Origin of the sequence: Micromonospora zingiberis (assembly GCF_004331455.1) — a bacterium.
GTDB classification, from domain to species: domain Bacteria; phylum Actinomycetota; class Actinomycetes; order Mycobacteriales; family Micromonosporaceae; genus Micromonospora; species Micromonospora zingiberis.
Genome location: NZ_SJJR01000015.1, coordinates 114,536 through 138,983 on the forward strand (window position 1 = coordinate 114,536; position 24,448 = coordinate 138,983).

General features: G+C 71.0%; 23 protein-coding genes. 13 read left to right on the top strand and 10 right to left on the bottom strand.

Annotated features, from left to right (window positions below; translation table 11 throughout):
• Window positions 1-116 precede the first annotated feature (116 nt).
• From argC to argH, 8 genes are read left to right on the top strand one after another with little or no spacing between them, the layout of a single operon-like run.
• Window positions 117-1,118, top strand: coding sequence for an N-acetyl-gamma-glutamyl-phosphate reductase (gene argC, locus E0H26_RS20735; RefSeq protein WP_131306243.1), 1,002 nt, complete (start codon window positions 117-119; stop codon window positions 1,116-1,118).
• Window positions 1,115-2,284 carry a bifunctional glutamate N-acetyltransferase/amino-acid acetyltransferase ArgJ gene (gene argJ / locus E0H26_RS20740; protein WP_131306246.1) on the top strand — a complete coding sequence of 390 codons (1,170 nt, stop codon included), beginning with the start codon at window positions 1,115-1,117 and terminating at the stop codon, window positions 2,282-2,284. Before argC ends, argJ begins: the two co-directional genes overlap by 4 nt.
• Before the next feature lie 2 nt (window positions 2,285-2,286).
• Entirely contained in the window at window positions 2,287-3,216 is a 930-nt protein-coding gene (gene argB, locus E0H26_RS20745; RefSeq protein WP_131306330.1) for an acetylglutamate kinase, read from the top strand.
• Between the two features lie 8 nt (window positions 3,217-3,224).
• Entirely contained in the window at window positions 3,225-4,478 is a 1,254-nt protein-coding gene (locus E0H26_RS20750) for an acetylornithine transaminase (RefSeq protein ID WP_131306249.1), read from the top strand.
• Window positions 4,475-5,401, top strand: a complete 927-nt coding sequence (gene argF / locus E0H26_RS20755; RefSeq protein ID WP_131306251.1) for an ornithine carbamoyltransferase — start codon at window positions 4,475-4,477, stop codon at window positions 5,399-5,401. Before E0H26_RS20750 ends, argF begins: the two co-directional genes overlap by 4 nt.
• Complete coding sequence (locus tag E0H26_RS20760) at window positions 5,398-5,913, top strand: arginine repressor (protein WP_131306254.1); 516 nt, start codon at window positions 5,398-5,400, stop codon at window positions 5,911-5,913. The genes argF and E0H26_RS20760 overlap by 4 nt, the downstream gene beginning before the upstream one ends.
• On the top strand, window positions 5,910-7,121 hold the full coding sequence (locus E0H26_RS20765) for an argininosuccinate synthase (protein ID WP_131306257.1): 1,212 nt from the start codon (window positions 5,910-5,912) through the stop codon (window positions 7,119-7,121). Before E0H26_RS20760 ends, E0H26_RS20765 begins: the two co-directional genes overlap by 4 nt.
• A gap of 8 nt (window positions 7,122-7,129) precedes the next feature.
• The gene (argH, locus tag E0H26_RS20770) at window positions 7,130-8,593 is read left to right on the top strand and encodes an argininosuccinate lyase (protein WP_131306332.1); all 1,464 of its coding nucleotides are present in this window, start codon (window positions 7,130-7,132) and stop codon (window positions 8,591-8,593) included.
• Window positions 8,594-8,710: 117 nt separating this feature from the next.
• Here the strand turns inward: argH and E0H26_RS20775 are convergent, their stop codons facing one another.
• Window positions 8,711-9,160, bottom strand: a complete 450-nt coding sequence (locus E0H26_RS20775) for a DNA-binding protein (RefSeq protein ID WP_131306260.1) — start codon at window positions 9,158-9,160, stop codon at window positions 8,711-8,713.
• Window positions 9,161-9,324: 164 nt separating this feature from the next.
• Between E0H26_RS20775 and E0H26_RS20780 the strand changes: the two genes are divergently transcribed.
• Window positions 9,325-12,042: an ATP-binding protein gene (locus tag E0H26_RS20780; RefSeq protein WP_165521932.1), complete on the top strand. Its 2,718-nt coding sequence runs from the start codon at window positions 9,325-9,327 to the stop codon at window positions 12,040-12,042.
• Here the strand turns inward: E0H26_RS20780 and E0H26_RS20785 are convergent.
• The 7 genes from E0H26_RS20785 to E0H26_RS20815 form a co-directional block, all read right to left on the bottom strand.
• On the bottom strand, window positions 12,030-13,517 hold the full coding sequence (locus E0H26_RS20785; protein WP_131306266.1) for a phytoene desaturase family protein: 1,488 nt from the start codon (window positions 13,515-13,517) through the stop codon (window positions 12,030-12,032). The two genes, E0H26_RS20780 and E0H26_RS20785, sit on opposite strands and share 13 nt — an antisense overlap.
• Window positions 13,514-14,269: a class I SAM-dependent DNA methyltransferase gene (locus E0H26_RS20790; protein WP_131306269.1), complete on the bottom strand. Its 756-nt coding sequence runs from the start codon at window positions 14,267-14,269 to the stop codon at window positions 13,514-13,516. The genes E0H26_RS20785 and E0H26_RS20790 overlap by 4 nt, the downstream gene beginning before the upstream one ends.
• Window positions 14,270-14,281: 12 nt before the next feature.
• Entirely contained in the window at window positions 14,282-15,157 is an 876-nt protein-coding gene (locus E0H26_RS20795) for a hypothetical protein (protein WP_206025268.1), read from the bottom strand.
• A gap of 176 nt (window positions 15,158-15,333) precedes the next feature.
• The gene (locus E0H26_RS20800; RefSeq protein ID WP_165521933.1) at window positions 15,334-15,549 is read right to left on the bottom strand and encodes a linaridin-like RiPP; all 216 of its coding nucleotides are present in this window, start codon (window positions 15,547-15,549) and stop codon (window positions 15,334-15,336) included.
• Window positions 15,550-15,707: 158 nt separating this feature from the next.
• The gene (locus tag E0H26_RS20805; protein WP_131306278.1) at window positions 15,708-16,271 is read right to left on the bottom strand and encodes a hypothetical protein; all 564 of its coding nucleotides are present in this window, start codon (window positions 16,269-16,271) and stop codon (window positions 15,708-15,710) included.
• The gene (locus E0H26_RS20810) at window positions 16,268-17,209 is read right to left on the bottom strand and encodes an alpha/beta fold hydrolase (protein WP_165521934.1); all 942 of its coding nucleotides are present in this window, start codon (window positions 17,207-17,209) and stop codon (window positions 16,268-16,270) included. Before E0H26_RS20810 ends, E0H26_RS20805 begins: the two co-directional genes overlap by 4 nt.
• A 295-nt stretch (window positions 17,210-17,504) precedes the next feature.
• Window positions 17,505-20,066 (bottom strand): AMP-binding protein, encoded by a 2,562-nt coding sequence (locus tag E0H26_RS20815; RefSeq protein WP_131306284.1) that lies wholly within the window; start codon window positions 20,064-20,066, stop codon window positions 17,505-17,507.
• Between the two features lie 183 nt (window positions 20,067-20,249).
• On the opposite strand from E0H26_RS20815, the gene E0H26_RS20820 reads away from it, so the two are divergent.
• Together E0H26_RS20820 and E0H26_RS20825 are read left to right on the top strand one after the other, a co-directional pair.
• On the top strand, window positions 20,250-21,191 hold the full coding sequence (locus E0H26_RS20820) for an acyltransferase domain-containing protein (protein ID WP_131306287.1): 942 nt from the start codon (window positions 20,250-20,252) through the stop codon (window positions 21,189-21,191).
• A 159-nt stretch (window positions 21,192-21,350) separates the two neighbouring features.
• Window positions 21,351-21,956 (top strand): DNA-3-methyladenine glycosylase, encoded by a 606-nt coding sequence (locus E0H26_RS20825; protein ID WP_131306289.1) that lies wholly within the window; start codon window positions 21,351-21,353, stop codon window positions 21,954-21,956.
• A 35-nt stretch (window positions 21,957-21,991) separates the two neighbouring features.
• On the opposite strand, the gene E0H26_RS20830 is transcribed toward E0H26_RS20825, so the two are convergent.
• Both E0H26_RS20830 and E0H26_RS20835 read right to left on the bottom strand, forming a co-directional pair.
• Window positions 21,992-22,216, bottom strand: coding sequence for a type II toxin-antitoxin system HicA family toxin (locus tag E0H26_RS20830; protein ID WP_131306291.1), 225 nt, complete (start codon window positions 22,214-22,216; stop codon window positions 21,992-21,994).
• Window positions 22,213-22,425 carry a type II toxin-antitoxin system HicB family antitoxin gene (locus E0H26_RS20835; protein ID WP_131306293.1) on the bottom strand — a complete coding sequence of 71 codons (213 nt, stop codon included), beginning with the start codon at window positions 22,423-22,425 and terminating at the stop codon, window positions 22,213-22,215. Before E0H26_RS20835 ends, E0H26_RS20830 begins: the two co-directional genes overlap by 4 nt.
• 214 nt (window positions 22,426-22,639) lie before the next feature.
• On the opposite strand from E0H26_RS20835, the gene E0H26_RS20840 reads away from it, so the two are divergent.
• Together E0H26_RS20840 and E0H26_RS20845 are read left to right on the top strand one after the other, a co-directional pair.
• The gene (locus tag E0H26_RS20840; RefSeq protein ID WP_131306295.1) at window positions 22,640-23,776 is read left to right on the top strand and encodes an LLM class flavin-dependent oxidoreductase; all 1,137 of its coding nucleotides are present in this window, start codon (window positions 22,640-22,642) and stop codon (window positions 23,774-23,776) included.
• Window positions 23,773-24,396 (top strand): FMN reductase, encoded by a 624-nt coding sequence (locus tag E0H26_RS20845; RefSeq protein WP_131306297.1) that lies wholly within the window; start codon window positions 23,773-23,775, stop codon window positions 24,394-24,396. The genes E0H26_RS20840 and E0H26_RS20845 overlap by 4 nt, the downstream gene beginning before the upstream one ends.
• The last annotated feature ends 52 nt before the right edge of the window (window positions 24,397-24,448 follow it).

The window sequence follows — 24,448 nt, forward strand, 5'->3', positions numbered from 1 at the left end:
GGGCCCCTTCTTAACAATCACCCACGTGGATGTCATTCTCATGCGTTCGACTGCATGAACTTGCAGTGCTGGCGCCGTGACTGCTAGCCTCCTTGCATAGTCATACGGAGGTAAGCATGGGAATTCGGGTCGCGGTCGCCGGTGCGAGCGGCTACGCGGGTGGCGAGCTGCTCCGCCTGCTTGCCGGGCATCCCGAGTTCGACCTGGTCACCGCCACCGCGCACCGCCAGGCGGGGCAGCGGCTCGACACGGTGCACCCCCAGCTCGTCGGGCTGGACCTGACCTTGGCCGAGACCGTACCGGAGGTGCTGGTCGAGGCCGACCTGGTCTTCCTCGCGTTGCCGCACGGCGAGTCCGCCGCCATCGCGGCGCAGTTGCCCGCCACGGCCCGGATCGTGGACCTGGGCGCGGACCACCGGCTCGCCGACGGCGACGCCTGGGCCCGCTACTACGGCGGCCCGCACGCCGGTACCTGGACCTACGGCCTGCCGGAGTTGCCCGGGCAGGCCGAGCGGATCGCCGCCGCCATCCGGGTCGCCAACACCGGCTGTTACGCCGCGACGATCACCCTCGCGCTCGCGCCGCTGCTCGCGGCCGGTGCCGCCGAACCCGCCGACGTGGTGGTCGTCGCCGCGTCCGGCACCTCCGGGGCGGGTCGAGCCGCCAAGGCACACCTGCTGGCCAGCGAGGTGATGGGCGACCTGTCGCCGTACAAGGTCGGCGCCCACCAGCACGTACCCGAGATCAAGCAGGCCACCGGCGCGACCGGACTGTCCTTCACGCCGGTGCTGGCGCCGATGCCGCGCGGCATCCTGGCCACCGTGACCGCGCTGCCGACCGGCCCGGCCGACCCACGGGCGGTGCTGGCGCAGGCGTACGCGGACAGCCCCTTCGTGCACCTGTTGCCCGAGGGACGCTGGCCGCACACCGCGGCGACCCTGGGCAGCAACTCCTGCCACCTCCAGGCCACCATCGACGCCGACTCCGGCCGACTGATCGTGGTCGCCGCCCTGGACAACCTCGGCAAGGGCGCCGCCGGTCAGGCGGTACAGAACGCCAACCTGATGTTCGGCCTGCCCGAGACCACGGGCCTGTCCTCGCTGGGGGTAACGCCATGACCGTCACCACGCCTCGCGGGTTCCGGGCGGCCGGGGTGGCCGCCGGTCTGAAGGCCAGCGGCGCACCGGACGTCGCGGTGGTCGTGAACGACGGCCCCGACGCCGGGGTGGCCGGAGTCTTCACCACCAACCGGGTCAAGGCCGCGCCGGTGCTCTGGACCGAGCAGGTGCTCCGTGCCGGCGGGGTCCGGGTGGTGGTGCTCAACTCGGGCGGGGCGAACGCCTGCACCGGCCCGGCCGGATTCCAGGACACCCACGCCACCGCCGAACACACCGCCGCCGAACTGACCTCGACCAGCGGACGGGAGTTCGGCGCGGGCGAGGTGGCGGTCTGCTCGACCGGCCTGATCGGTGAGCGGCTGCCGATGGACAAGCTCCTGCCGGGAGTGGGCGCCGCCATCCGGGGCCTGGCCGCCGACGGCGGTGACGCCGCCGCCGAGGCGATCATGACCACGGACACCCGGCCGAAGACCACGGTGATCTCCGGCGCCGGCTGGACCGTGGGTGGCATGGCCAAGGGCGCCGGCATGCTCGCTCCCGGGATGGCCACCATGCTCTGCGTCCTGACCACCGACGCGGTGGCCGAACCGGAGACGCTCGACGCCGCGCTGCGGGCGGCCACCCGGGTCACCTTCGACCGGGTCGACTCCGACGGCTGCATGTCCACCAACGACACCGTGCTGCTGCTGGCCAGCGGCGCCTCCGGCACCACACCGAGCGCCGCCGAACTGACCGCCGCGGTCACCGCCGCCTGCCACGACCTGGCCCAGCAGTTGCTGGCCGACGCCGAGGGGGCCACCAAAGAGGTCGCCATCGAGGTGGTCGGCGCGGCCGGCGAGGACGACGCGGTCGAGGTGGGCCGCGCGGTGGCCCGCAACAACCTGGTGAAGACCGCACTGTTCGGCAACGACCCGAACTGGGGCCGGATCCTCGCCGCCGTCGGCACCACCGCCGCCGCGTTCGACCCGGACGCGATCGACGTGGCGGTCAACGGAATCTGGGTCTGCCGCTCCGGTGCCGCCGCCGAGGACCGGTCGAAGGTCGACCTCACCGGCCGGGACGTCACCATCCGCATCGACCTGCACGCCGGGGCCGCCGAGGCGACGGTGTGGACCAACGACCTGTCGCACGCGTACGTGCACGAGAACTCGGCCTACTCGACATGACCATGAACCTGAACTCGGATCTCACCCGCGCCCAGGCCAAGGCGGCCACGCTGATCGAGGCGTTGCCCTGGCTGGCGCGGTTCTCCGGCGCCACCGTCGTGGTCAAGTACGGCGGCAACGCCATGGTCGACCCCGAACTCCAGCGGGCCTTCGCCGCCGACATGGTGTTCCTGCGCTACGTCGGCCTCAAGCCGGTCGTGGTGCACGGCGGCGGCCCGCAGATCTCGGCGATGCTCGGACGGCTCGGCATCGACAGCGAGTTCCGGGGCGGCCTGCGGGTGACCACGCCGGAGGCGATGGATGTGGTCCGGATGGTGCTGGTCGGCCAGGTCGGGCGGGAACTCGTCGGGCTGATCAACGCGCACGGGCCGTTCGCGGTCGGGCTGTCCGGTGAGGACGCCGGGCTGTTCACCGCCGTCCGGCGACCCGCGTACGTCGATGGGCAGCCGGTCGACGTCGGGCAGGTCGGTGACGTCGAGTCGGTGGACATCTCGGCGGTGACGGACCTGATTGCGGCCGGCCGGATTCCGGTGATCTCCACCGTCGCGCCGGACGTCGACGGGGTGCTGCACAACCTGAACGCCGACACCGCCGCCGCCGCGCTCGCGGTCGCGCTGCTGGCGCGCAAGCTGGTCGTGCTCACCGACGTACCCGGCCTCTACGCCAACTGGCCGGACACCTCCAGTCTGATCAGCGAGATCAGCACCGACGACCTGGCGAAGCTGCTGCCGTCGCTGGAGTCGGGCATGGTGCCCAAGATGGAGGCCTGCCTGCGGGCGGTCAGCGGCGGCGTACCGGCCGCGCACGTGGTCGACGGCCGGGTCGCCCACTCCACCCTGCTGGAAGTTTTCACCTCGGAAGGCTTCGGAACCATGGTCGTGAGCGCGCGGAGCGAGCTTGCGAGCCCCGTAGCCGCGGACAAGGAAGGCTGAGGCCCGTCGTGACCGCCCTCACCGACCGGTGGCGCCAGTCCATGATGGACAACTACGGCACCCCACCGCTGGCCCTCGTCTCCGGTTCCGGCGCCGTCGTGGTCGACGACGCCGGCCGGGAGTACGTCGACCTGCTCGGCGGCATCGCCGTCAACTCCCTCGGGCACGCCCATCCAGCGGTGGTGGCCGCCGTGTCCAAGCAGGTCGCCACCCTCGGGCACGTGTCTAACCTGTACGTCGCCGAGCCGCCGGTGGCGCTGGCCGAGCTGCTGCTGGCCCTCGCCGGACGACCCGGACGGGTCTTCTTCGCCAACTCCGGCGCGGAGGCCAACGAGGCGGCGTTCAAGCTGTCCCGGCGTACCGGCCGTACCCACGTGGTGGCCACCGTGGGCGGCTTCCACGGTCGCACCATGGGTGCGCTCGCGTTGACGGGACAGCCGACCAAGGCCGACCCGTTCCGCCCGCTGCCCGGCGAGGTCAGCCACGTCCCGTACGGCGACGTGGCCGCGCTGGAGGCGGCGGTCACCGACGCCACCGCCATGGTGATCCTGGAGCCGATCCAGGGTGAGAACGGTGTGGTCGTCCCGCCCGCCGGTTACCTTGCCGCCGCCCGGCGGATCACCGCCCGGCACGGCGCGTTGCTGGTGCTCGACGAGGTGCAGACCGGGATCGGCCGCACCGGACACTGGTTCGCCCACCAGGCCGACGGCATCGAACCGGACGTGGTCACGCTGGCCAAGGGGCTCGGCGGTGGGCTGCCGGTCAGTGCCACCCTCGCCTTCGGCCCGGTCGCCGACCTGCTGGCCCCCGGCTCGCACGGCAGCACCTTCGGCGGCAATCCGGTCAGCTGCGCCGCCGCCCTCGCGGTGATCTCCACCATCGCCCACGAGGGTTTGCTCGACCACGTCAAGCGGGTCGGTGAACGGCTGCGCCGGGGGATCGAGGCGCTCGGGCACCCCCTGCTCGGTGGGGTCCGGGGCGCCGGGTTGCTGCTCGGCGTGACGCTGACCGCGCCGGTGGCACCCGCCGCCGCCGAGGCGCTGCGCGCGGCCGGCTTCCTGGTCAACCCGGTGCAGCCGGACGTGCTCCGGCTCGCCCCGCCGCTGATCCTCACCCCCGCGCAGGCCGATGCCTTCCTGGCCGCCCTGCCCACCGCCCTCACCGCCGCCGCGTCGTCGACCGTCGCCGACGAGCGGTCTGCGGCCGGGCGCACCACCACCCCGACCGACGTGGATCCGACCCCGACGGAGGCCCCCGCATGACCCGGCACTTCCTGCGCGACGACGACCTGTCGCCCGCCGAGCAGTCCGCCGTGCTCGACCTGGCGGCGCGGATGAAGGCCGACCGGTTCGCGTACACCCCGCTGGCCGGGCCCCGGTCGGTGGCCGTGCTGTTCGACAAGCAGAGCCTGCGGACCCGGATCTCGTTCGACGCCGGCATCGCCGAACTCGGCGGTCACCCGCTCGTGGTGGACACCCAGGTCACCCACTTCGGCCGCGGCGAGACCCTGGGTGACGCCGGCCGGGTGCTGTCCCGGTACGTGGCCGCGATCGTGCTGCGGACCCACGGTGACGACCGGATCGCCGAGGTGGCCGCCGGTGCCACCGTGCCGGTGATCAACGCACTGACCGACGGGTTCCACCCCTGTCAACTCCTGGCCGACCTGCTCACCGTGCGGGAGCGGTGCGGCGGCACCGCGGGGCGGACCCTGACGTACGTCGGCGACGCGGCGAACAACATGGCCCAGTCGTACCTGCTGGCCGGCGCGACCGCCGGAATGCACGTGCGGGTCGCCGGTCCGGCCGACTTCGAGCCCGCCGTCGAGGTGGTGGCCCGGGCCGAGGAGATCGCCGCCGGCACCGGTGGCTCGGTCCGGGTGCTCACCGATCCGGTGGCCGCGGTCCGCGACGCCGACGTGATCGCCACCGACACCTGGACGTCGATGGGACAGGAGAGCGACGGGCTGGACCGGATCACCCCGTTCCTGCCCTACCAGGTCAACAAGGCGCTGCTCGGGTACGCGGCGCCCGAGGCGATCGTGCTGCACTGCCTGCCCGCACACCGGGGTGAGGAGATCACCGACGAGGTGCTCGACGGCCCGCAGAGCGCGGTGTTCGACCAGGCGGAGAATCGGCTGCACGCCCAGAAGGCGCTGCTGACGTTCCTGCTCGGGGAGAAGACATGACCGCACCGCTGACCCGTGCCGCCCGGCACGCCCGCATCGTCGAGCTGATCCGCGACAAGGCGATCCGGTCGCAGACCGAACTGGCCGAACTGCTCGGCGACGAGGGAGTCCAGGTCACCCAGGCCACCCTCTCCCGCGATCTGAAGGAACTCGGCGCGGTCACCGCTCGCGGCGGCGACGGCCGCGCCGTGTACGTCATCCCGGAGGACGGTCACCGTCCGTTGCGCGACGCGGAGGCGGCGCCGGCCCGTCTGGTACGGCTGCTGCGCGAACTGCTCAACGAGGTGGACTCCAGCGGCAACATCGCGGTGCTGCGCACCCCGCCGGGCGCCGCCCACTATCTGGCCAGCGCGCTGGACCGGGCAGGTCTGCCGGAGGTCGTCGGCACCATCGCCGGCGACGACACCATCCTCGTCGTGGCCCGGGAGACCGACGGCGGTGCCGCGCTCGGCGAACGGCTCGCCGGCTGGGCCCGCCGCGACGAGCACGTGGAAGGGAGCGCCGGGCCGTGACCGAGCGAGTCGTCGTGGCGTACTCCGGCGGCCTGGACACCTCGGTGACCATCGGATGGCTGGCCGAGCGGACCGGCGCCGAGGTGGTCGCGGTGGTGGTCGACGTCGGGCAGGGCGGCGAGGATCTCGACGTCATCCGGCGGCGCGCGGTGGACTGCGGCGCGGTGGCGGCCGAGGTGGTCGACGCGCGCGACGAGTTCGCGGCCGAGTACTGCCTGCCGGCGATCCGGGCCAACGCCGGCTATCTGGACCGTTATCCGTTGGTTTCCGCGTTGTCCAGCCCGCTGGTCGTCAAGCATCTGGTGGCGGCGGCCCGCGCCCACGGCGGCACCGTCGTGTCGCACGGCCGCACCGGCACCGGCAACGACCTGGCCCGCTTCGAGGTGGCGCTGGCCGCGCTCGCCCCCGACCTGACGGTCGTCGCGCCGGCTCGGGACGTGGCGTGGACGCGGGACCAGGCGGTCGCCTTCGCCGAGGAGAAGGGGCTGCCGATCGACACGTCGGCCCGTGCGCCGTACCCGATCGACCAGAACCTGTGGGGTCGCGCGGTGGAGGCCGGATTCCTGGCGGACAGCTGGCGCGGCCCGGTCGAGGAGCTGTACGCGCACACGGCCGACCCGACGCTGGAACGCGACGCCGACGAGGTGGTGATCACCTTCGACGCCGGCTATCCGGTCGCGATCGACGGCGAGACGGTCACCCCGTACCAGGCGATCCTGGAGCTGAACCGGCGGGCCGGGGCGCAGGGGGTCGGTCGGCTCGACCTGGTCGAGGACCGCCTGGTGGGCATCAAGACCCGCGAGGTGTACGAGGCGCCGGGCGCGATCACGCTGATCACCGCCCATCAGGAGTTGGAGGCGATCACCATCGAGCGGGACCTGGCCCGATTCAAGCGCGGCGTGGACCAACGGTGGGCTGAGCTGGTCCACGACGGGCTGTGGTTCGCGCCGCTGCGGACGGCACTGGACGCGTTCGTCGACGAGACGCAGCGGCACGTCACCGGCGAGGTGCGGGTCAACCTGCACGGCGGCCGGGCCACCGTCACCGGCCGGCGGTCCGAGGCCGGTCGCTTCGACGTCGGGTCGGCCACGTACGACACCGGCGACGGCGTCGACCAGTCTTTCGCGAAGGGATTCGTGCAGTTGTGGGGTCTGCCCAGCAAGCTGTCGGCCGCCCGGGACGCCCGGTTGGGTGGGGTGCGATCGTGACCATCAGAATGGACGGGGTGGACGACAAGAGCCTGACCGAGAACAGCACCGCAGCCAACCGGACGAGCCTGTGGGGTGGTCGGTTCGCCGGCGGCCCGTCGGAGGCGCTCGCGCGGTTGTCGGTGAGCGTCCAGTTCGACTGGCGACTGGCCCCGTACGACATCGCCGGTTCCCGGGCGCATGCTCGGGTGCTGGCCGGCGCCGGGCTGCTCGATCCGGAGGAACTGGGCCGCATCCTCGCCGCCCTGGACGACCTGGAGGCCGCCTGCGCCTCCGGTGCGTTCCGGCCGACCGTCGACGACGAGGACGTGCACACCGCGCTGGAACGCGGCCTGCTGGAGCGGCTCGGCAGCCTCGGTGGCAAGCTGCGCGCCGGGCGGTCCCGCAACGACCAGGTCGCCACCGACCTGCGGCTCTACCTGCGTGATCACGCTCGGGGGGTGGCCGCTCGGCTGGTCGAGCTGGCCGAGGCGCTGGTCGAGCAGGCCGAGCGGCACATCGACACCGCCGCGCCCGGGATGACCCACCTCCAGCACGCCCAGCCGGTCACCTTCGGCCACTGGCTGCTCGCCCACGTCCAGCCGCTGCTGCGGGACCTGGAGCGGCTGCGCGACTGGGACCACCGCACCGCCGTCAGCCCGCTCGGCGCGGGCGCGCTGGCCGGGTCGGGGCTGCCGCTGGATCCGGTGGCGGTCTCCAAGGAGTTGGGCTTCCGCACCTCGTTCGCCAACTCGATGGACGCGGTCGCCGACCGGGACTTCGTCGCCGAGTTCCTCTTCACCACCGCGCTGGTTGGCGTGCACCTGTCCCGTCTCGGCGAGGAGGTGGTGCTCTGGACGTCGCAGGAGTTCGGCTGGGTCGAGCTGGACGACGCCTTCGCCACCGGTTCGTCGATCATGCCGCAGAAGAAGAACGCGGACATCGCCGAGCTGGCCCGGGGCAAGTCCGGCCGGCTGGTCGGCGGGCTGGTCGCTGTGCTGACCATGCTCAAGGGCCTGCCCATGACGTACGACCGGGACATGCAGGAGGACAAGGAGCCGGCCTTCGACGCGGTCGACACCCTGGAACTGCTGCTGCCGGCTCTGGCCGGGATGATCTCCACCATGACGGTACGCGTCGACCGGCTGGTCGCCGCCGCGCCGGTCGGCTTCTCGCTGGCCACCGAGGTGGCCGACTGGCTGGTCCGCAAGGGTGTGCCGTTCCGCGACGCACACGAGATCACCGGCAAGCTGGTGGCGCTCTGCGCCGCCCGGGACTGCGCCCTGGACGAGGTCTCCGACGACGACCTCGCCACGGTCAGCGAGCATCTCGATCCAAGCGTGCGCGACGTGCTGTCGGTCCGCTCGGCCCTCGCGGCCCGGACCACGCCCGGCTCGACCGGCCCCGGCCCGGTCGCCGACCAGCTCGCCGCCGCCGCCGACCAGTTGGTCACCTGGCGGGAGTGGGCCGCGGAGCAGGTCGTTCCGCGCTGACCTCCGATCGACGCGCGGCACATGGTGACACCACGTGCCGCGCGTTCGCGTTTCTGCCCGAATCGGCGGTGCCCCTGAGGCCCGCGACCGGGCCCTCGATGCCGCCGGTGGCTCGGTTCACCTGGTGGCCAGGTCGGTCTCTTCGGTGCGATCGGTTTCTGCGGTGCGGGCGGCCAGCCGGTCGTAGCGCTGCCGAGCGGCCTGGGCGCTGCCCAGGCCGAGCCCTTGGCCGATCGCCTGCCAGGTCAGCCCACGGCTGCGGGCGAGGTTCAGCAACCCCACCTCCATGGTGTTGACCTCGGCGCGTAGGGGCGGAAAGAGGGCGAGCGCGGCGAGCAGGTCGGCCTCGTCGACCGGTTCCTCGCCGGGCGTCGGCTCGACCGCACCGGCGGCCAGGGCCAGGAGCACGGCGATCGCCTCGTATGGGTCGGCGGCGTACGGATTGGTGTGCCGACGGCGCTGCGTCTCGGTGGCGGCGTGTCGGTCGGTGAGGCGCTGAAGCGCGGCGTAGGTGCGGTGCGCCCGGGCCCGATCGGCCTCGGCGGACGCGATTGATTCGGCGGTCATGCCACCCAGTCCACCGCTTCAACGAAACGTTGTCAACGAAATGTTGAAGGACTCTGGCTTCCGCAGCAACAGCGCCGCTTCGATATCCGATCGGCTGCGGGCAAATCTGACGCCCCTGCGCCGCCTACGATGAGGCGTTGGTCGATCTGTGCCAGAGGAGAGTCGTGGCCCAGCCCAGCCTTGATCCACCCCGACCCGGCCTGGCGGCCACACCGGCTGAGTTCGTCGCGGCGCTTCGCGCGCTGCGGTTGTGGTCGGGTCTGACATACCGGCAGCTGACCGCCAGAGCGAGGGCGTCGGGTGACCACCTCGCGGTGAGCACGCTGGCGTCCGTGCTGAGCCGTTCCACCCTGCCGAGACGTGAGGTCGTGGTCGGCTTTGTGCGCTCCTGCGGTCTTGACGACCAGGCCGTAGCCGACTGGGTGGCCGCCCGGGACACGTTGCTTGCCCGATCCGACCGAGCCATCGGCGGGAGCCCTGCGCCCGGCCGCCAGCCGCCGGCGCACGCCGATCCGTCCGTGCCGTCGGCCCCCAGGATGTTGCCGCCCGACATCCGGGACTTCACTGGCCGCGCTGCGGAACTGTCGGCGCTGCGGAACCTGCTCGCCGGGCCGCCGGCCGATGCGGGTCGACCGGACGCTCAGGTGACTGCGGCCATTTCCGGCATGGGCGGAGTTGGCAAGACGGCTCTTGCGCTGCACATGGCACACGCGCTGCGGGCGGCGTTTCCGGACGGTCAACTCTGGGTCGACCTACGCGACGCCGAAGGGTCACCGCTCGACCCGGGCGACGTGCTGGCCCGGTTCCTCCGGGCGCTCGGGATCGACCTGCGGGCGATCCCCGACGGGCTCAGCGAACGCGCCGAGATCTATCGCACCCTGCTGGCGCACCGTCGGGTATTGGTCATCCTGGACAACGCGAGTTCGGAAGGGCAGATCCGTCCGTTGCTGCCGGGCGCGGCGACGTGCGCCGTGCTGGTCACCAGTCGGCTCCGGATGACTGGTATCGAGGGTGCCTGGCACCTCGAGCTGGGGCAGTTCACGACGGACGAGGCGATTCAGTTGCTGGCCCGGATCACAGCTAACGAGCGGGTCCTGCCGGACATCGAGAAGGCCACCGAGATCGCGGAGTACTGTGGCGGTCTACCGCTCGCTGTCCGGATAGCCGGGGCTCGTCTGGCGGCTCGTCCGGCCTGGCGGCTGGCTCATCTGGCGGCGATGCTCGGTGATGAGCGGCGTCGATTGGACCGGCTGGCCACCGGTGATCTCGCCGTACGGGCATCGTTGGCGTTGAGCTACCGCGAACTCGACGAAGAGTCTCGCCGGCTGTTTCGACTGCTTGCCCAGTTCGACGTCCCCGACTTTCCGGCCTGGCTGGCCGCGGCCGTGTTGGGCTGTCCATTCGAGCAGGCCGCCGAGCACGTCGAGACGCTGGTCGATGCGCAACTACTCGCCGTCGCCGGCACCGATCCGGCCGGGCAGATCCGCTACCTCTATCACGATCTGGTCCGGCTCTTCGCGGTCGAGTGCGCTGCGGCGCAGGAGTCAGCGGAAGTCATCGCGCAGGCTATCGCCCGTGGGCTCGGCACCTGGGTCACGCTCGCGGAACGGATGGCGCCGGCGATCCCGGGTCCGTGTTTCGCGCTGATCGCCAGTCCCGTGCCGCGGCCACCGGTCGACTGGGCGGACGAGTACCTGGCCGGCATCGACCCGCTGAGCTGGTTCGACGCCGAACGTACGGCGATGGTCTCCGCCACCCGGCAGGCGTGCCGCCTCACCCTGGATGACCTCGCCTTCGACCTGGCCGGGCGGCTGGAGAAGTATTTCGACCTGCGTGGCATGTACGCCGACTGGGCGAACCTCAACACCGAGGTGATGGCGCTCTGTCGGCGGACCGGCAACCAGCTCGGCGAGGCCGTCATGCTGCGCGGCCTGCTCGACGTCAAGACCTGGGCCGCCGGCCCGAGCGACGGTGCCGCGATGGCCCGGCTGCACCGCGAGTCGGCCTGGCTGCTGGCGAGATTCGAGGCGCTCGGCCACGACCAGGGCGGCTCGGACGCCGCTGTCATGTGTTCCTGGGCGCTGGCGGCGGCCGGCTCCTACCCGGAAGCCGTGGCGATGGGTGAGCGGGCGCTGCGGCTGGCCACCCGCTCTCGGCACCTGGGCGGTGCGGCGCGCGCCCACCTGGCGCTGGCGGTGGCCACCTTCGAACAGGGACAGTTCGACACGGCGACCAGGCACACAACTGCCGCTCTAGAACGGGCCCGAAAACTCGGTAATTCCCGCTGGGAGGCGACCGCCTTGCAGTTCTCCGGCATCGGCCACCGGGAACTGGGGAACTTCGACGAGAGTCAACGGTTGCTCACCGAGTCCTTGCGGATCTCCCGCGCTGACCGAGATGACTACACCGCTACCTTGACTCTGCTGGCGCTGGCTCGACTGCATTTCAAGCGCGGCGATCCGGAGGCACGCGAGGCGGCTGAGATGTCGTTGGCGCTGGGCCGCGAGTACCGCATGACGCATCACGTGGCCGAGGCCCTCCAACTTCTCGGTGAAATCGAACTGGCCCGAGACTCTCCGGCGGGCGCCATCCCCTATCTGGAGGAGTCCGTCACGCTCTGGCGTACCCGGGGCTGGCCGTCGTTCCAGGCTGCTGCCTTGACCAGTCTGGGCCGAGCCCGGATGCACTCGGACCAGCGGGCCGCGCGTGCGGCGTTCGCGGAGGCTCACGCGATCTTGGTGCAGTTGGACAACATGGACAAGGCCGCCGAGTTGGAAGCGCTGATCGGATCGGTCACGCCTGCCGACGCCGGCAGCCAGCAGGGGAGGGCGGAGCTTGACAGGCCCGTCCGCGCGCTCGGCCGCCAGGATCAATGCTCATGATGTCGGCTCGGGCTGCTCGGCGCCGACGGTCCCGTCCTGGGCCCCAGCGACGGGGCCGCAGCCAGGTGGAACTCCCTGCGTAGGGCCTCCCGGGCGGCCAGGTGTCCGCACATGCCGTGCACGCTGGGTCCGGGGGGCGTCGATGCGGAACAGAGGTATACGCCGGGCAGGGGCGTGCGGTACGGGTTCCAGGCGGGTACCGGTCGAAACACGGACTGGGTGAGCGTGATGGCCCCCGCACCGATGTCGCCGCCAGGATAGTTCGGGTTGTACGTCTCGTACGCGGCCGCCGACACGCCGCGCGCCGCGATGATCGTGTCGACGAAGCCGGGCGCGTACCGCTCGATGCGGTCAGTGATCAGCGGCAACGGATCCCGGGTATCGCCGTTCGGTACATGGGCGTAGGCCCAGACCGGGCGGCGCCCGCCGACGGCGCGGCCGGGATCGGTCACGGCCGGGTCGACCACGAGCACGAAGGGCTCCTTGGCTGCCTCACCCCGGGCCGTCGCGTTCTCCGCCACGAGCATTTCGGCGCGGGTTCCGCCCAGGTGCACCGTCCCAGCCCGGCCCACCTCCGGGCTGTCCCACGGGATGGGCTCGCTGACCAGGAAGTCGGCCTTCGCCGCCCCGGGGCCGTAGCGGAAGCGTTCCAACGCCCGGCGGTAGCGCGGCGTCAGCCGGTCGCCGGCCAGTTCGACCAGGCCGTGGGGTGTGGTGTCCAGCATGATCACCGGAGCGTCGAGTTCGCCGAGGTCGTTGATCCGGCGGTCGGTGTGCACCACGCCACCGTGGGCCCGCAGATCGTCGGCGAGCGCGTCGGCGATGCGGACACTCCCGCCCTGCGGCAGCGGCCAGCCCGTGGCGTGGGCCAGATGTCCGAGCAGCAGGGCGATGGCGCCGGCGGGCAGGCTGGGCAGCCGGCCCATCGCGTGCGCGGCAACCCCGGTGAGCAGTGCCCGGGCCGCCTCGGTGCGCAAACCGTTGCCCCTCAGGAGATGCCGGAGCAGGCGCGAGCCGAGCAGCAGCGGGGCGGCTGGATCGCGCGGCAGGGACCGCTGGCCGGAGAGCAGGAAATCGGTGACGCCCGTACTGCGCCGCACCAGCGGGGCCATGATTCGCCGCCAGCGGTTCCCGTCCGGGCCGAGTCGAGCGCAGGTCTCGGTGAGGTCGTGGTAGGCGAAGGCGGCGCCGCCGGTCAGGGGGTGCGCGTAGGCGATCGGCGCCTGCAGCAGCGCGACGCCGCGGGCCGCGAGGTCGAACTCCCGGAAGAATGCCGACGCGGCGGCCATGGGGTGCACGGACGCGCAGGTGTCGTGCCAGACCTCGGAGTCGAACAGCGCCGCACCGCGCAGGCCGCCGCCGACGGTGGCAGCCTGTTCGTGTAGATGCACGGTCAGTCCGGCACGCGCCAGGGTGACGGCGGCAGCCAGCCCGTTCGGTCCGCTGCCGACGACGGCAACGTCGGCACGCGTCATGCCGGCTTCGTGTAGGAGGCAACGAAGACACCGGACGTGGGCAGGTAGCCGTTGCGCTGCCAGTCACTGTAGTGGCCTTCCGGCCGCAACCCGGAGTCCTGGGCGTAGCCGTCCACTTCGTCGGGCGTCAGCAGGCGCGTGGTTTCCGTACCGATGCGGTGCGTGCCGTCCGACTCGAACATGATGGTGGACACCTGCCAGATCCGGTTCTTTGCCAGGAGCACGGCATTCATCTGAAGGCCGGTGTCCGGCTCCGGGTAGGGCACGAATGCTGTGGTGCGGGCCAAACCCTGATGCAGCGCCTCTACGCCGGGACGATTGTGCGTCTCGACCAGCAGCCGGCCGCCTGGCCGCAGGTGTTCTGCCGCGCGGGCGATGACGTCTCGCTGCTCCTCGGGGTCGAGGACCAGCGACAGGGTGGAGCAGATGCAGTAGACCAGGCCGTATTGCCGGTCGCCGCGGTAGGTCCGGATATCGCCGAGCTCGGCGATTACCTCGCCCTCATCGGCCTTTTTCTCAAGCACCGCCAGCATCTCCTCGGAGGAGTCCACCCCGGTGATGGGACCGACGCGGCACGACAGCGGCAACGCGACGCGGCCTGTCCCCACGCCCAACTCCAGCGTGCCCCAGGCGGGCTCCGGGTGAAAGTCCGCCAAGGCGTCAACGGTGACCCGGGTAGCGCCGCCGTCTCGGAAGATGCGGTCGTACCAGCCGCCGAACTGCCTGCCGTAACCGATGTCCGCGATCGTCATCAGAACTCCGTTTCAGTGGTTGGTCGACGGAACGGGGACGGGTACGGGGGCACGTTCGCGCCGCCGCTGTGACAGCACGTAGTGGATCGCCGGATGAGTGGCACCGAACGCGAGGACGAACCGGTTGAGCCCCATGAACGCGCCGATGCCCAGATGGAACGCCGTCATGGTGCCGAGGTAGGCACGGGCAGCGGGTTTGGGGAGCAGGTAGATGACGGGGAATCCGCACTCGATGGCGATCGTGCCCCAGGACAGTGCCTTGGACAGCGCCGGGTAGCGGGTCAGGAGCTTGTGGGCGTTCGGTTCTCCGTAGTTCTTCGTCCGGATCACTCCGGCAACGGCGTCTCCCTTCAACCAGACCGGGGAGACCGCCTTCACCAATCCCGACGCGACGTAGGAGAGTGAAGTCTCCAACGCCAGAGTCCGCATTGCCAGGTCGTTTGCCCGCTCGTGATCGCGGATCAGGCCGGTGGTGGCCATCGTGGTGTTGATGACCATCTGCAACTGGTCGGCGCCGTCTCGGCCGTACGGCATGAGTTGGCCCTGCACGCTCTGTAGGGCGGTCAGTGCCGCGCCGCCCGCGATCCGTAGCGGCCGGTTCCCGGGCCAGATGAGAGTGGCCGCCGACAGCGCGGCCTGTGCACCGTAGACCGCATAGGGCAGCGCTCTGGACGTCAACGCGCGGTGCACCCTGGGGTGCTCCTGTGCCAAGTTCGGATAGAAGGCGTCGGCCTGGCTGCCCAGTAGGTCGCCCTTTGCGAACCGCTTGTGCTGGCTGAGCGTCTCCAACGACGCGATCAACGTCCCTGCGGAGGCGATGCGGCGTGCGGTGGTGGCCGGGTCCAGCGCGGTGAGGAACGAGGCCGCCCGAGTCAGACGACGGAACACAGAATCTCCTTTCATTAGGAAATGGGTGCGGGTTCGGCGTCGAGGGCACAGAGCCTGGCAGTGGTCCTGCGGCGGGCTTGGGCATCACCGGCGGCCGGTGGGCGTGATCCGCAACACCGGCCGCCGGTGATTTCCGCGTCCTTAATCAGCGGTACCTAGCCGGTTGCCGGATCTCACTAGCCGTTTCGTGCGACGTAGTTGTAGACGTTCGCCGCCAGCGCCCCCGTCGCAGCACCGAAGAGCACAGCGACCTCGGGACAGGTAACGGTGAGGAAAGTGGCCATCACCGGGTCGGCGGGGGTGTCGAGCGGGGAGGTGACGTCGGTCTGCGTAAGCATCCCCGGTGGGACATCGGTCAAGGTTTCGTTGGCGAACTGAGCGACGAGAGACATCTGCTTCCCTTCTCCATGATCCTTTTTGGATCTCCTGGTGATCCTTCCGGCGGCACAGCGACCGCTCCCCATCGGAGCGTGACATCCGCTTCGGCTGGGGGTACCGCCCTCACACGCTGGTACGACCGCCTGAGGGCAGGGCTCCCAGTCGATGCGGCCTACCGCGCGGTAGCGGGTGCTGGCGTGGGGTTCAGGGGAATGCGTTCGGAAGCGAACATGGGCTGCACCGCGTACTGCCCGCCGCGCTCCGGGTGGCCCTGGAGCATCATGAACTGGGTGTGGTCGGCTCCCCGCTCGTGCGGGATCTGGGTCGTCAGGTAACGCCGAATGAGCCGGTAGCCGGAAGTCGAGACGACGTGCGGCAAGTCGGCGGACGACTCGTTGGCCGCCTTGATGATGACCTGGAGCGCGTCGAAGATGACCTTGGGAACCCGGTTGGCCGCGTTCCAGAAGAGGCCGTACCACGGCCGGTCCCGGAGCAGCTCGATCTCTCGCCAGGGAGTTGCCGTGCCGCCTGCGATGTCCCGGTAGAGCAGGTGCATGTCCGACACACCGGGATTTGGCCCGAAGAACCTCCAGTTGGGTGCTTGGAACAGGCGTAGGGGCCCGCGCTTGATCAGGTGGTCGAACCGTTGATCGGGGAGCTGGCCGGCGGCGGTGTTGACCAGCCACGCGGCGAGTCCGGTCGATACCGCGGCATAGATGACACGTTGCCGGTTCATATCCAACTCCCGGGGACGATCAGCTCGGCGAGCTCCTTTGCGTGGGTCTGCTCCGCGAGGATCCCGATGTGGTTGGCTTCCTCGTACAGGTGGTGCCAGGAGCGGTCCGACAGCTCCAGCAACTGTTCCTGCGAGGCCCGGTGCTTCGCGGCCTTCGTGCCCTTGAGCGCCGTCACCACATGCAACGGGACGGTCAGCCTTTCGACGGGCGGGTAGGTGGATGCTGTCAGGTACTCGCGGTATGCGGTGATCCATGTGCGCGGCAGGGCGTGGTACTCGGTGATGCTGCTGCTGACCTCGCCGGGGTAGAGTCCGTGAAACGCCCCTATCGGACGTAGGGCGTTGAGCCCGGTGGCGGCCCACACGGATTCCAGCAGCAGATGCTGCCGCGCCCAGGCGTGGGGAAGCTTGCCGACGATGGCTTGCAGGTCGGCGATGACCGTGGGATCGATCATTACCACGTGAGACAACCCCGCGTCGCCGCGCGACTCGGCGTATGCGGCGGCCAGGTAGCCGCCGAGGGAGTGTCCCACCAGCACCACCGGCAGCCCATCGAGGTAGTACTTGCGCAGCTCGTCGACGATTTGGAACTGCTCCTCCAGGGTGGCCTCGGGTAACGGGCTGCTGAGTCCGTGGCCCGGCCGGTTGTATCCGACGCAGGCCGCGCTCTCGGGCAGGTGCTCACGCACCCAGGCCCACTGTTCGTGTGGAAAGCCGAGCCCATTGCAGAAGATCACACCAAATTCGGCGTCCGGTGAACGCCGGTAATCGACTTCGACGACACCGCCATCGACGCGAGGCATCGTGGAAAACTCGGCCGTCCGCCGGCGCCTGCCGACAAACCGCGTCCGCGCACCAATCGCCCAACTGCTGACGGCCAGCGCTGCCACGCCGATGGCTACTTTCCGTTCAAGCGACAATGTCCGCACCGTCGGCATCCTCTCTTCCCCCATGTAGGCGGTCGCGCCGCTGCGTGCGCGATTTCGCCCGTGGCCCTGGTAGTTGCCCAGAAGTCGGCCAACCATTTGCATTTGATCGCTTATCACCGATGGCTAATCAGTGTGAACCGCCTCGATTGCGGCTACGGTCAAGCATATCTGGCGGCATATCCGCCGCAATTGTTCACGCTTGTTCCGGACTGTTCCGGACAGCCGTCGGAGCTAAAACCCGCGGAGCTGATTCAGCGACCATTCGGGAGGTGGCAGTGTTTGGCGGACAGCGCCCGCGACCACATCAACCACGCCGCAGCAGCGTTGACAACCAACCCGCTGCCCGGTCCGAGCGCGCTCGCGCTGCGGCAAGGACTCGACCGGCGAGAGCGGCGTACCCGATGCCGAGGGCCAGCGACGCGGCCAGCGCCAGCAGCGGCAGATCCCGCAGGTGCGGGTAGACCTGCCAGTGGGTCAGGTAGATGTAGAGCGAACTGGCGGCCAGCACCCCGGCGACCCGGTTGACCACCCGGACGCTGGGCACGGTGGGCAACCACACCAGCAGGGCGAAGCCGGCCACGATCAGCGCCTCCCGGGCCGGCTGGCCGAAGAAGCCCGGCACGGTCAGCGCCGCCGCCGCGGTCACCAGCAGTCGCTGCCCGACGCTCCCGGCCCGGGCCGCCGCCCAACCCAGGGTGAACAGCCAGCCGGCGACCAGCGCGGCCGGCAGGTCGTAGCGGGCGTCCAGGCCGAACACGTCGTAGCGACCGAGCAGGCCGAGCGCGGTCAACCCCAGGGGTAGCGCGAACGGGTGCCGACGCTCCAGCCGGTCGACCCGCCGCACCGCGAGCAGCGCGGCCAGCCCGACCAGCAGGTACACCACCGCCTCGACGAACCAGAAGTGCCATTCGGTACGGGCGTCGTCGGGGCCGACGATGCTGTGCACCAGCAGCAGGGTGCTCAGCCGGTACTCGTCGTTGACCAGCATCACCGCGCCGATCCAGGCGACCGTCGGCAGGACGATCCGGGCCAGGCTGGCCCCGATCTGCCGGAACCGGTCGCCTCGGCCGGCGCCGGTGAGCTGGAACCGGGCGAAGTTGAACCCGGCCACCGCGAGCAGCAGGTGCGCGCCGCCGGTGATGGTGAACAGTGGGATGTGTGAGCCGACGATCAGCAGGATGGCCACCGCGCGCAGCGCCACGCTGGTCTCCAGCGACCGTCGCCGGCCGCCGGGTCGCCGTGGTGCGCGCAGCGCCTCGATCGGCAGGGTGTGCCAGTTCGGTGGCAGGTGGCCCAGCTCCTGCTCCAGCCGGACCGACATCTCCACGTATGACAGCGAGTCCCCGCCGAGGTCGACGAAGCTCAGCTCGGGACGTACGTCGTCGCGGTCGAGCACCTGCGCGTACAGCCGGCACAGCGACCCGGCGTCCGTCGGCGGCCCGGCGTCTGTCGGCGCGGCCGGTGGTCCGGCGTCCGTCGGCGCGGTGGCCTGGGCGCGTAGCCCGGCCAGGTCGGGTTTGCCGCTGGGCAGCCGGGGCAACTCGGCCAGGACCAGCACCCGCACGGCGCGCGGCGGCAGGCCCACCTCGTCGGCCACCAGCCGGCGCACGGCACGGGCGTACGGCTGACCGGTCACCGCGACGAGCAACTCGTCGTCGGCACCCACGCAGGTCGCCTGCACCCCGTGCCGGGCCAGCAGCGTCTCGACCTGGTCCGGGTCGACCCGCAGTCCGAGGATCTTGGCGAACCGGCTGCGCCGGCCGACGATCTCGTACAGCCCGGATGGGTTGCGTCGGGCGAGGTCGCCGGTGTGCAGTTCGGTGACGGTACGGCCGAGCGCCAGATCGGCCGGGGACTCGGCGTAGCCGAGCATCACGTTCGGGCCCGCGTACACCAACTCGCCGACCTGCGGGTCCGGCTGGTCGGGGACCGGCGCCAGCCGGAACGTCCCGCCGGGCACCGGCACGCCGATGGCCGCCGGGTGTGCCACCGCCAGGTCCGGCGGCAGGTACGCCATCCGCGCGGTCGCCTCGGTCTGTCCGTACATGACGAACAGGTCCCAGCCGCCGCGCCGGCCCAGTTCGGCGTAGCGGCGGACCTGCTGCGGGGCGAGCCGACCGCCGGCCTGGGTCAGGTAGCGAAGGTGCGGCAGGTCCAGCTCGGCGAAACCGACCCGGTCCAGCAGGTCGAAGGTGTACGGCACCCCGGCCAGGCTGGTGCCCCGGGCGGTCCGGAACAGCTCCCAGAAGCCGGCGTCGGCGACGGAAAGATCGGTGAGCACCAGCGCCGCGCCCCGGGCCAGGTGGCTGTGTACCACCGACAGGCCATAGCAGTAGTGCAGCGGCAACGAGGTGACGGCCCGGTCGGTGCCCCGGATGCCCAGGTACTGCGCGATCGACTCGGCGTTGGCCGCCAGGTTGGTGTGCGACAGCCGGACCAGCTTCGGTGAGCCGGTCGAGCCGGAGGTGCTCAGCAGCAGCGCCAGGTCCGGGTGCAGGTCGTGCGCGCTGCCCGGCCGCCGTTCGTCGACCGCCCAACCGGTCGCCGGTCCGCACACCACGTCCGGGTCGTACGCCTGTGCCAGCGCGGCCAGTGCGTTGCCGCCCGGCGCCAGCAGCACCGGGTGCCCACCGCGCACCGCACCCAGGTACGCCACCAGAGCCTCGACGGTGTTCGCGCCGACCACCAGGACCAGTCGCCGGGTCGTGCCGAGCCGATCGGCGTGCTCCTCGACCCGCCGGGCGAGATCGGCGTAGCTGATCTCACCGGTGGTGGTGACGACGGCGGGACGGTCACCGTGCACCGCGAGATCGCGGACGAACGGCACCACCCGCCGGGCCGGGACCAGGGAAGGTGCGAGAGTCACGGCCGCCAACTCTAAGGTAAGCCTGCCCTAATTTCCTAGGAGCGCGCGGCTCGGATCACATCCGCCACCAGGGCAGCGTCGTGGCGTCCGGTCGCCGGCCGGCGGTCCCGCATGATCAGGTCGAGCGGTTGGCGGGAGTCCGGGCCTGTTGCCGCCGCCCCGTCGGTCGGTAGGGTCGTCGGCGTGGATCTGGACGACACCGCCGCCCGGCTCGGGGTGCCCGTCGAGGAGGTCGAGCGGGTGCACCAACTCGCCGGCGACCGGCCATCGGCCCCGTTGCCCGCCAAGTCCGACGCACCCGCGATCCTCGACCGGCTCGCGGTACGACCGGACGACGCCGCCGAGATCATGGCGGGCTGGCCCGACCCCGACTCGCCGCTGTGGACCCCGGAGCTGCGCTGGCTGCTCGACCGTTCGACCGCGCTGGTCCGCGCCGATCTCGGAGGCCACGGCTGGCTGTCGCCCGGTCCGGCGCTGCCCCGCGACCGGGGCCCCGCCTGGCGGCACCTCTACGTGTACTCCTACCTGGCCCTGGTCGACGTCGTCGCGGCGTACCACCGCGACCACGGCATCGCCGACGCCGTCACCTGGCTGACCCTCGCGGACCTGGGCCGCAACCTGGCGATCGACCGGCGGATGCGCGGTGAGGGCTGGCCCGTCATGCAGAGCTGGCTGACGCTGCACGCTCGCGGCAGCGTCTTCGAGCTGGGTCGGCTCCAGCACCAGCGCGGCGACACCATCGACCTGCACGTGCCCGACTCGGGGCCGCTGACCCCGGAGGCGGTCGAGGCGTCGCTCGACGAGGCCCGGGCGTTCTTCCCGCGCCACTTTCCCGACGAGCGCTACACGGCGTTCTCCTGCGGCTCGTGGCTGCTCGACCCGCAACTGCAGGAGTACCTGCCCGAGGGCTCCAACATCGTCCAATTCCAGCGCAGGTTCGAGCTGGAGCCCTACGAGGAGGCGGACGGGCCGGACGCCGACGTGGAGGTGCTGCGGTTCGCGTTCCGCACGCTGACCACGCCGCTCGATGAGTTGCCGCGTGGCACCGTGCTCCAGCGCGCGATCATCGACCACCTGAAGGCCGGTCGCCACTGGCACTGGCGCCGGGGCCGCTTCCCGATCTAGGACCGCACCGCCCGCCGTCGCCGGCCCGGTTGATCCACTCCATTCCGGCGAAGTTGCGCTGTCACCCCGCCTGCGAGGCCACCACTTCGCCGGAGTGGAGTCGATCACCGTGGGGGAGCGCGGGTTGTCGGTCGGGCCCGGTCCGGGTTACCTGGGAGCGTGGACCATTCCTGGCTGCGCGCTCCGGCCGCCGACGTCGCCGAGACCGCGCGGACGCTGCTTGGTTGGGAGGTCAGCGCCTGTGGCGTACGGGTCCGGCTCACCGAGGTCGAGGCGTACGCCGGGACGGGTGAGGACCCGGCCTCGCACGCCCACCGTGGGCCGACCCCCCGCACCAAGGTCATGTTCGGGCCGGCCGGGTACGCGTACACGTACTTCGTGTTCGGGGTCCACTGGTGCCTCAACGTCGTCTGCGGTCGCGGTGGGGAAGCGGCGGCGGTGCTGCTGCGCGCCGGTGAGGTCGTCGATGGGCGGGACCTGGCACGCGAGCGCCGGGGCGAGGTGGCCGACCGGGATCTTGCCCGGGGCCCGGCCCGACTGGTGGTGGCCCTGGGGGTCACGGCGGCGGCGAACGGAACGTCGATGGTCGACGGGAGCGGGCCGCTGCTGCTGACGCCGCCGGCCCGTCCGGTCGACCCGGCGAGCATCTCGGCCGGGCCGCGGGTCGGGGTGGCCGCGGCCCACGACATCCCCTGGCGTTACTGGATCACCGGCGACCCGACCGTCAGCGCCTACCGCCGCCACGTCCCCCGACGCCGAGCCTGACGTGGCTCAGGAGATCCAGCCGGACCGTTCGCGGGCTAGTCGATCAGCTCTGGAAATTCGGCAGGCGTCAATCCGGCTTGACGCAGGATGGAGGCGAGCGTGCCGCGCTTGATCGTGCCGTGGTGGGGCACGATGGCCACCTTCCCATCCGCGTTGCGGTATACGCCGTGGCTGCCCTTCGTGCGCACGTGATCGGAGCCAGCCTTGGTCAGCCCCGCGATTACCTTCCTGATTGGTAGATCGGCCAGCGCTGGGCTCACGCGGCTCTTCCAATTTGGAAGGACGTCACCAATGGGGTCGCCTCGATCGCGGGCTGAGAGACTTCCTCAAGGTATATCTCCACCGCTTCGCGAAGGTTGGGCAGCGCCTCATCGAGCGTTTCGCCCTGGCTGGCTACCTCCACCTCCAGGCAACGTGCGACGTACCAGTCTTCCTCCTGGTGCACCGCCGCGGTGAAGGTGTGAACCATCAGGATCCTCCTGAACTTGGCGCCTCGCCGTCCATTCTAGGGGCGGGTGCTGATGCGGATGGGAGCACGCCATTCGTCGGCTGGTGCGTCCCCGGCATGGGGCGGGCGTGACGGGGGACACTCCGGGCGCCCAGGGTCGCGGAATAGTTGACTCGTCAAATATGTTGTCGGGGACGCCGGGCGATCCCCCGGTCGGACGACACGAGGAGCTGTCATGCAGTTCGGAGTCTTCACCGTCGGCGACGTCACGGTCGACCCGACCAACGGTCGTGAGCCGACCGAAGGCGAACGCATCAAGGCGATGGTGACCATCGCGCTCAAGGCCGAGGAGGTCGGGCTCGACGTCTTCGCCACCGGCGAGCACCACAACCCGCCGTTCGTACCCTCGTCGCCCACCACCATGCTCGGCTACATCGCCGCCCGCACCGAGCGGCTGCTGCTCTCCACCGCGACCACGCTGATCACCACCAACGACCCGGTGAAGATCGCCGAGGACTACGCGATGTTGCAGCACCTGGCCGACGGCCGGGTCGACCTGATGATGGGGCGCGGCAACACCGGGCCGGTCTACCCCTGGTTCGGGCAGGACATCCGCAACGGCATCCCGCTCGCCATCGAGAACTACGACCTGCTGCGCCGGCTCTGGCGCGAGGACGTGGTCGACTGGAAGGGCCGGTTCCGTACCCCGCTGCAGTCGTTCACCTCGACGCCGCGTCCGCTCGACGACGTACCCCCGTTCGTCTGGCACGGCTCCATCCGCAGCCCGGAGATCGCCGAGCAGGCCGCGTACTACGGCGACGGGTTCTTCGCCAACCACATCTTCTGGCCGGCCGAGCACACCCGCCGGATGGTCGGCCTGTACCGGCAGCGCTTCGAGCACTACGGCCACGGCTCCGCCGACCAGGCCATCGTCGGCCTCGGCGGGCAGGTGTTCATGCGGCGCAACTCCCAGGACGCGGTACGCGAGTTCCGCCCCTACTTCGACAACGCCCCGGTCTACGGGCACGGTCCGTCGCTGGAGGAGTTCACCGCGCAGACCCCGCTGACCGTGGGCAGCCCGCAGGAGGTCATCGACAAGACCCTCGGCTTCCGCGACTACGTGGGCGACTACCAGCGGCAACTGTTCCTGCTCGACCACGCCGGACTGCCGTTGAAGACCGTGCTGGAACAGCTCGACCTGCTCGGCGAGGAGGTCGTGCCGGTGCTGCGCAAGGAGTTCGAGTCGCTGCGCCCGGCGCACGTACCGCTGGCGCCCACCCACGCCTCGCTGCGCGCCGCCGCACGCGCCAGCGCCGACGACCGTGCCAGCAACGACGACGCTGCCGTGACCGGCGCGGAGGCCGGCCAGTGACCGTACGCACCCTGGCCGTGGTCTCGGCCGGGCTCAGCCAGCCCTCGTCCACCCGGCTGCTCGCCGACCAGCTCGCCGCCGCCACCCGCGACGAGCTGGTCGGGCACGGCGAACAGGTCGAGCTGCGCCCGATCGAGCTGCGCGAGTACGCCCACGACATCGTCAACCACCTGCTCACCGGCTTTCCGGCGGAGCCCCTGCGTCAGGTGCTGGAGCAGGTCACCGGCGCCGACGGGCTGATCGCCGTCACTCCGATCTTCAACGCCTCGTACAGCGGACTGTTCAAGTCGTTCTTCGACCTGGTCGACGCCGACGCCATCGGCGGGCGGCCGGTGTTGATCGGTGCCACCGGCGGCACCGCCCGGCACTCCCTCGCCCTCGAACACGCGCTCCGGCCGATGTTCACGTACCTGCGGGCGGTGGTGCTACCGACCGCCGTCTTCGCCGCCCCCGAGGACTGGTCCGGCGGCACCGCGCAGGGCGCGCTGCGCAGCCGGATCGACCGGGCCGCCGGGGAACTGGCCGGGCAGGTACACCGCGCCGCCCCGGCGCGTGGTCCGGCCGACCCGTTCGCGCTGACCACCGACTTCGAGCAGCTGCTGCGCGGCCCGGACGCCTGACACCGGCCTGCCGGCGCCCCGCACCAGCCCTGGCGCGGGGCGCACGGGCCTG

What these genes read in the sequence shown, in the direction of transcription:
- argH (WP_131306332.1), top strand. Translation starts at nt 7,130, where the DNA reads ATGGACGGGGTGGACGACAAGAGCCTGACCGAGAACAGCACCGCAGCC.
- E0H26_RS20805 (WP_131306278.1), bottom strand. Translation starts at nt 16,271, where the DNA reads ATGAACCGGCAACGTGTCATCTATGCCGCGGTATCGACCGGACTCGCC.
- argB (WP_131306330.1), top strand. Translation starts at nt 2,287, where the DNA reads ATGAACCTGAACTCGGATCTCACCCGCGCCCAGGCCAAGGCGGCCACG.
- argC (WP_131306243.1), top strand. Translation starts at nt 117, where the DNA reads ATGGGAATTCGGGTCGCGGTCGCCGGTGCGAGCGGCTACGCGGGTGGC.
- argF (WP_131306251.1), top strand. Translation starts at nt 4,475, where the DNA reads ATGACCCGGCACTTCCTGCGCGACGACGACCTGTCGCCCGCCGAGCAG.
- E0H26_RS20800 (WP_165521933.1), bottom strand. Translation starts at nt 15,549, where the DNA reads ATGTCTCTCGTCGCTCAGTTCGCCAACGAAACCTTGACCGATGTCCCA.
- E0H26_RS20835 (WP_131306293.1), bottom strand. Translation starts at nt 22,425, where the DNA reads ATGGTTCACACCTTCACCGCGGCGGTGCACCAGGAGGAAGACTGGTAC.
- E0H26_RS20785 (WP_131306266.1), bottom strand. Translation starts at nt 13,517, where the DNA reads ATGACGCGTGCCGACGTTGCCGTCGTCGGCAGCGGACCGAACGGGCTG.
- E0H26_RS20775 (WP_131306260.1), bottom strand. Translation starts at nt 9,160, where the DNA reads ATGACCGCCGAATCAATCGCGTCCGCCGAGGCCGATCGGGCCCGGGCG.
- E0H26_RS20790 (WP_131306269.1), bottom strand. Translation starts at nt 14,269, where the DNA reads ATGACGATCGCGGACATCGGTTACGGCAGGCAGTTCGGCGGCTGGTAC.
- E0H26_RS20760 (WP_131306254.1), top strand. Translation starts at nt 5,398, where the DNA reads ATGACCGCACCGCTGACCCGTGCCGCCCGGCACGCCCGCATCGTCGAG.
- E0H26_RS20810 (WP_165521934.1), bottom strand. Translation starts at nt 17,209, where the DNA reads ATGCCGACGGTGCGGACATTGTCGCTTGAACGGAAAGTAGCCATCGGC.
- argJ (WP_131306246.1), top strand. Translation starts at nt 1,115, where the DNA reads ATGACCGTCACCACGCCTCGCGGGTTCCGGGCGGCCGGGGTGGCCGCC.
- E0H26_RS20840 (WP_131306295.1), top strand. Translation starts at nt 22,640, where the DNA reads ATGCAGTTCGGAGTCTTCACCGTCGGCGACGTCACGGTCGACCCGACC.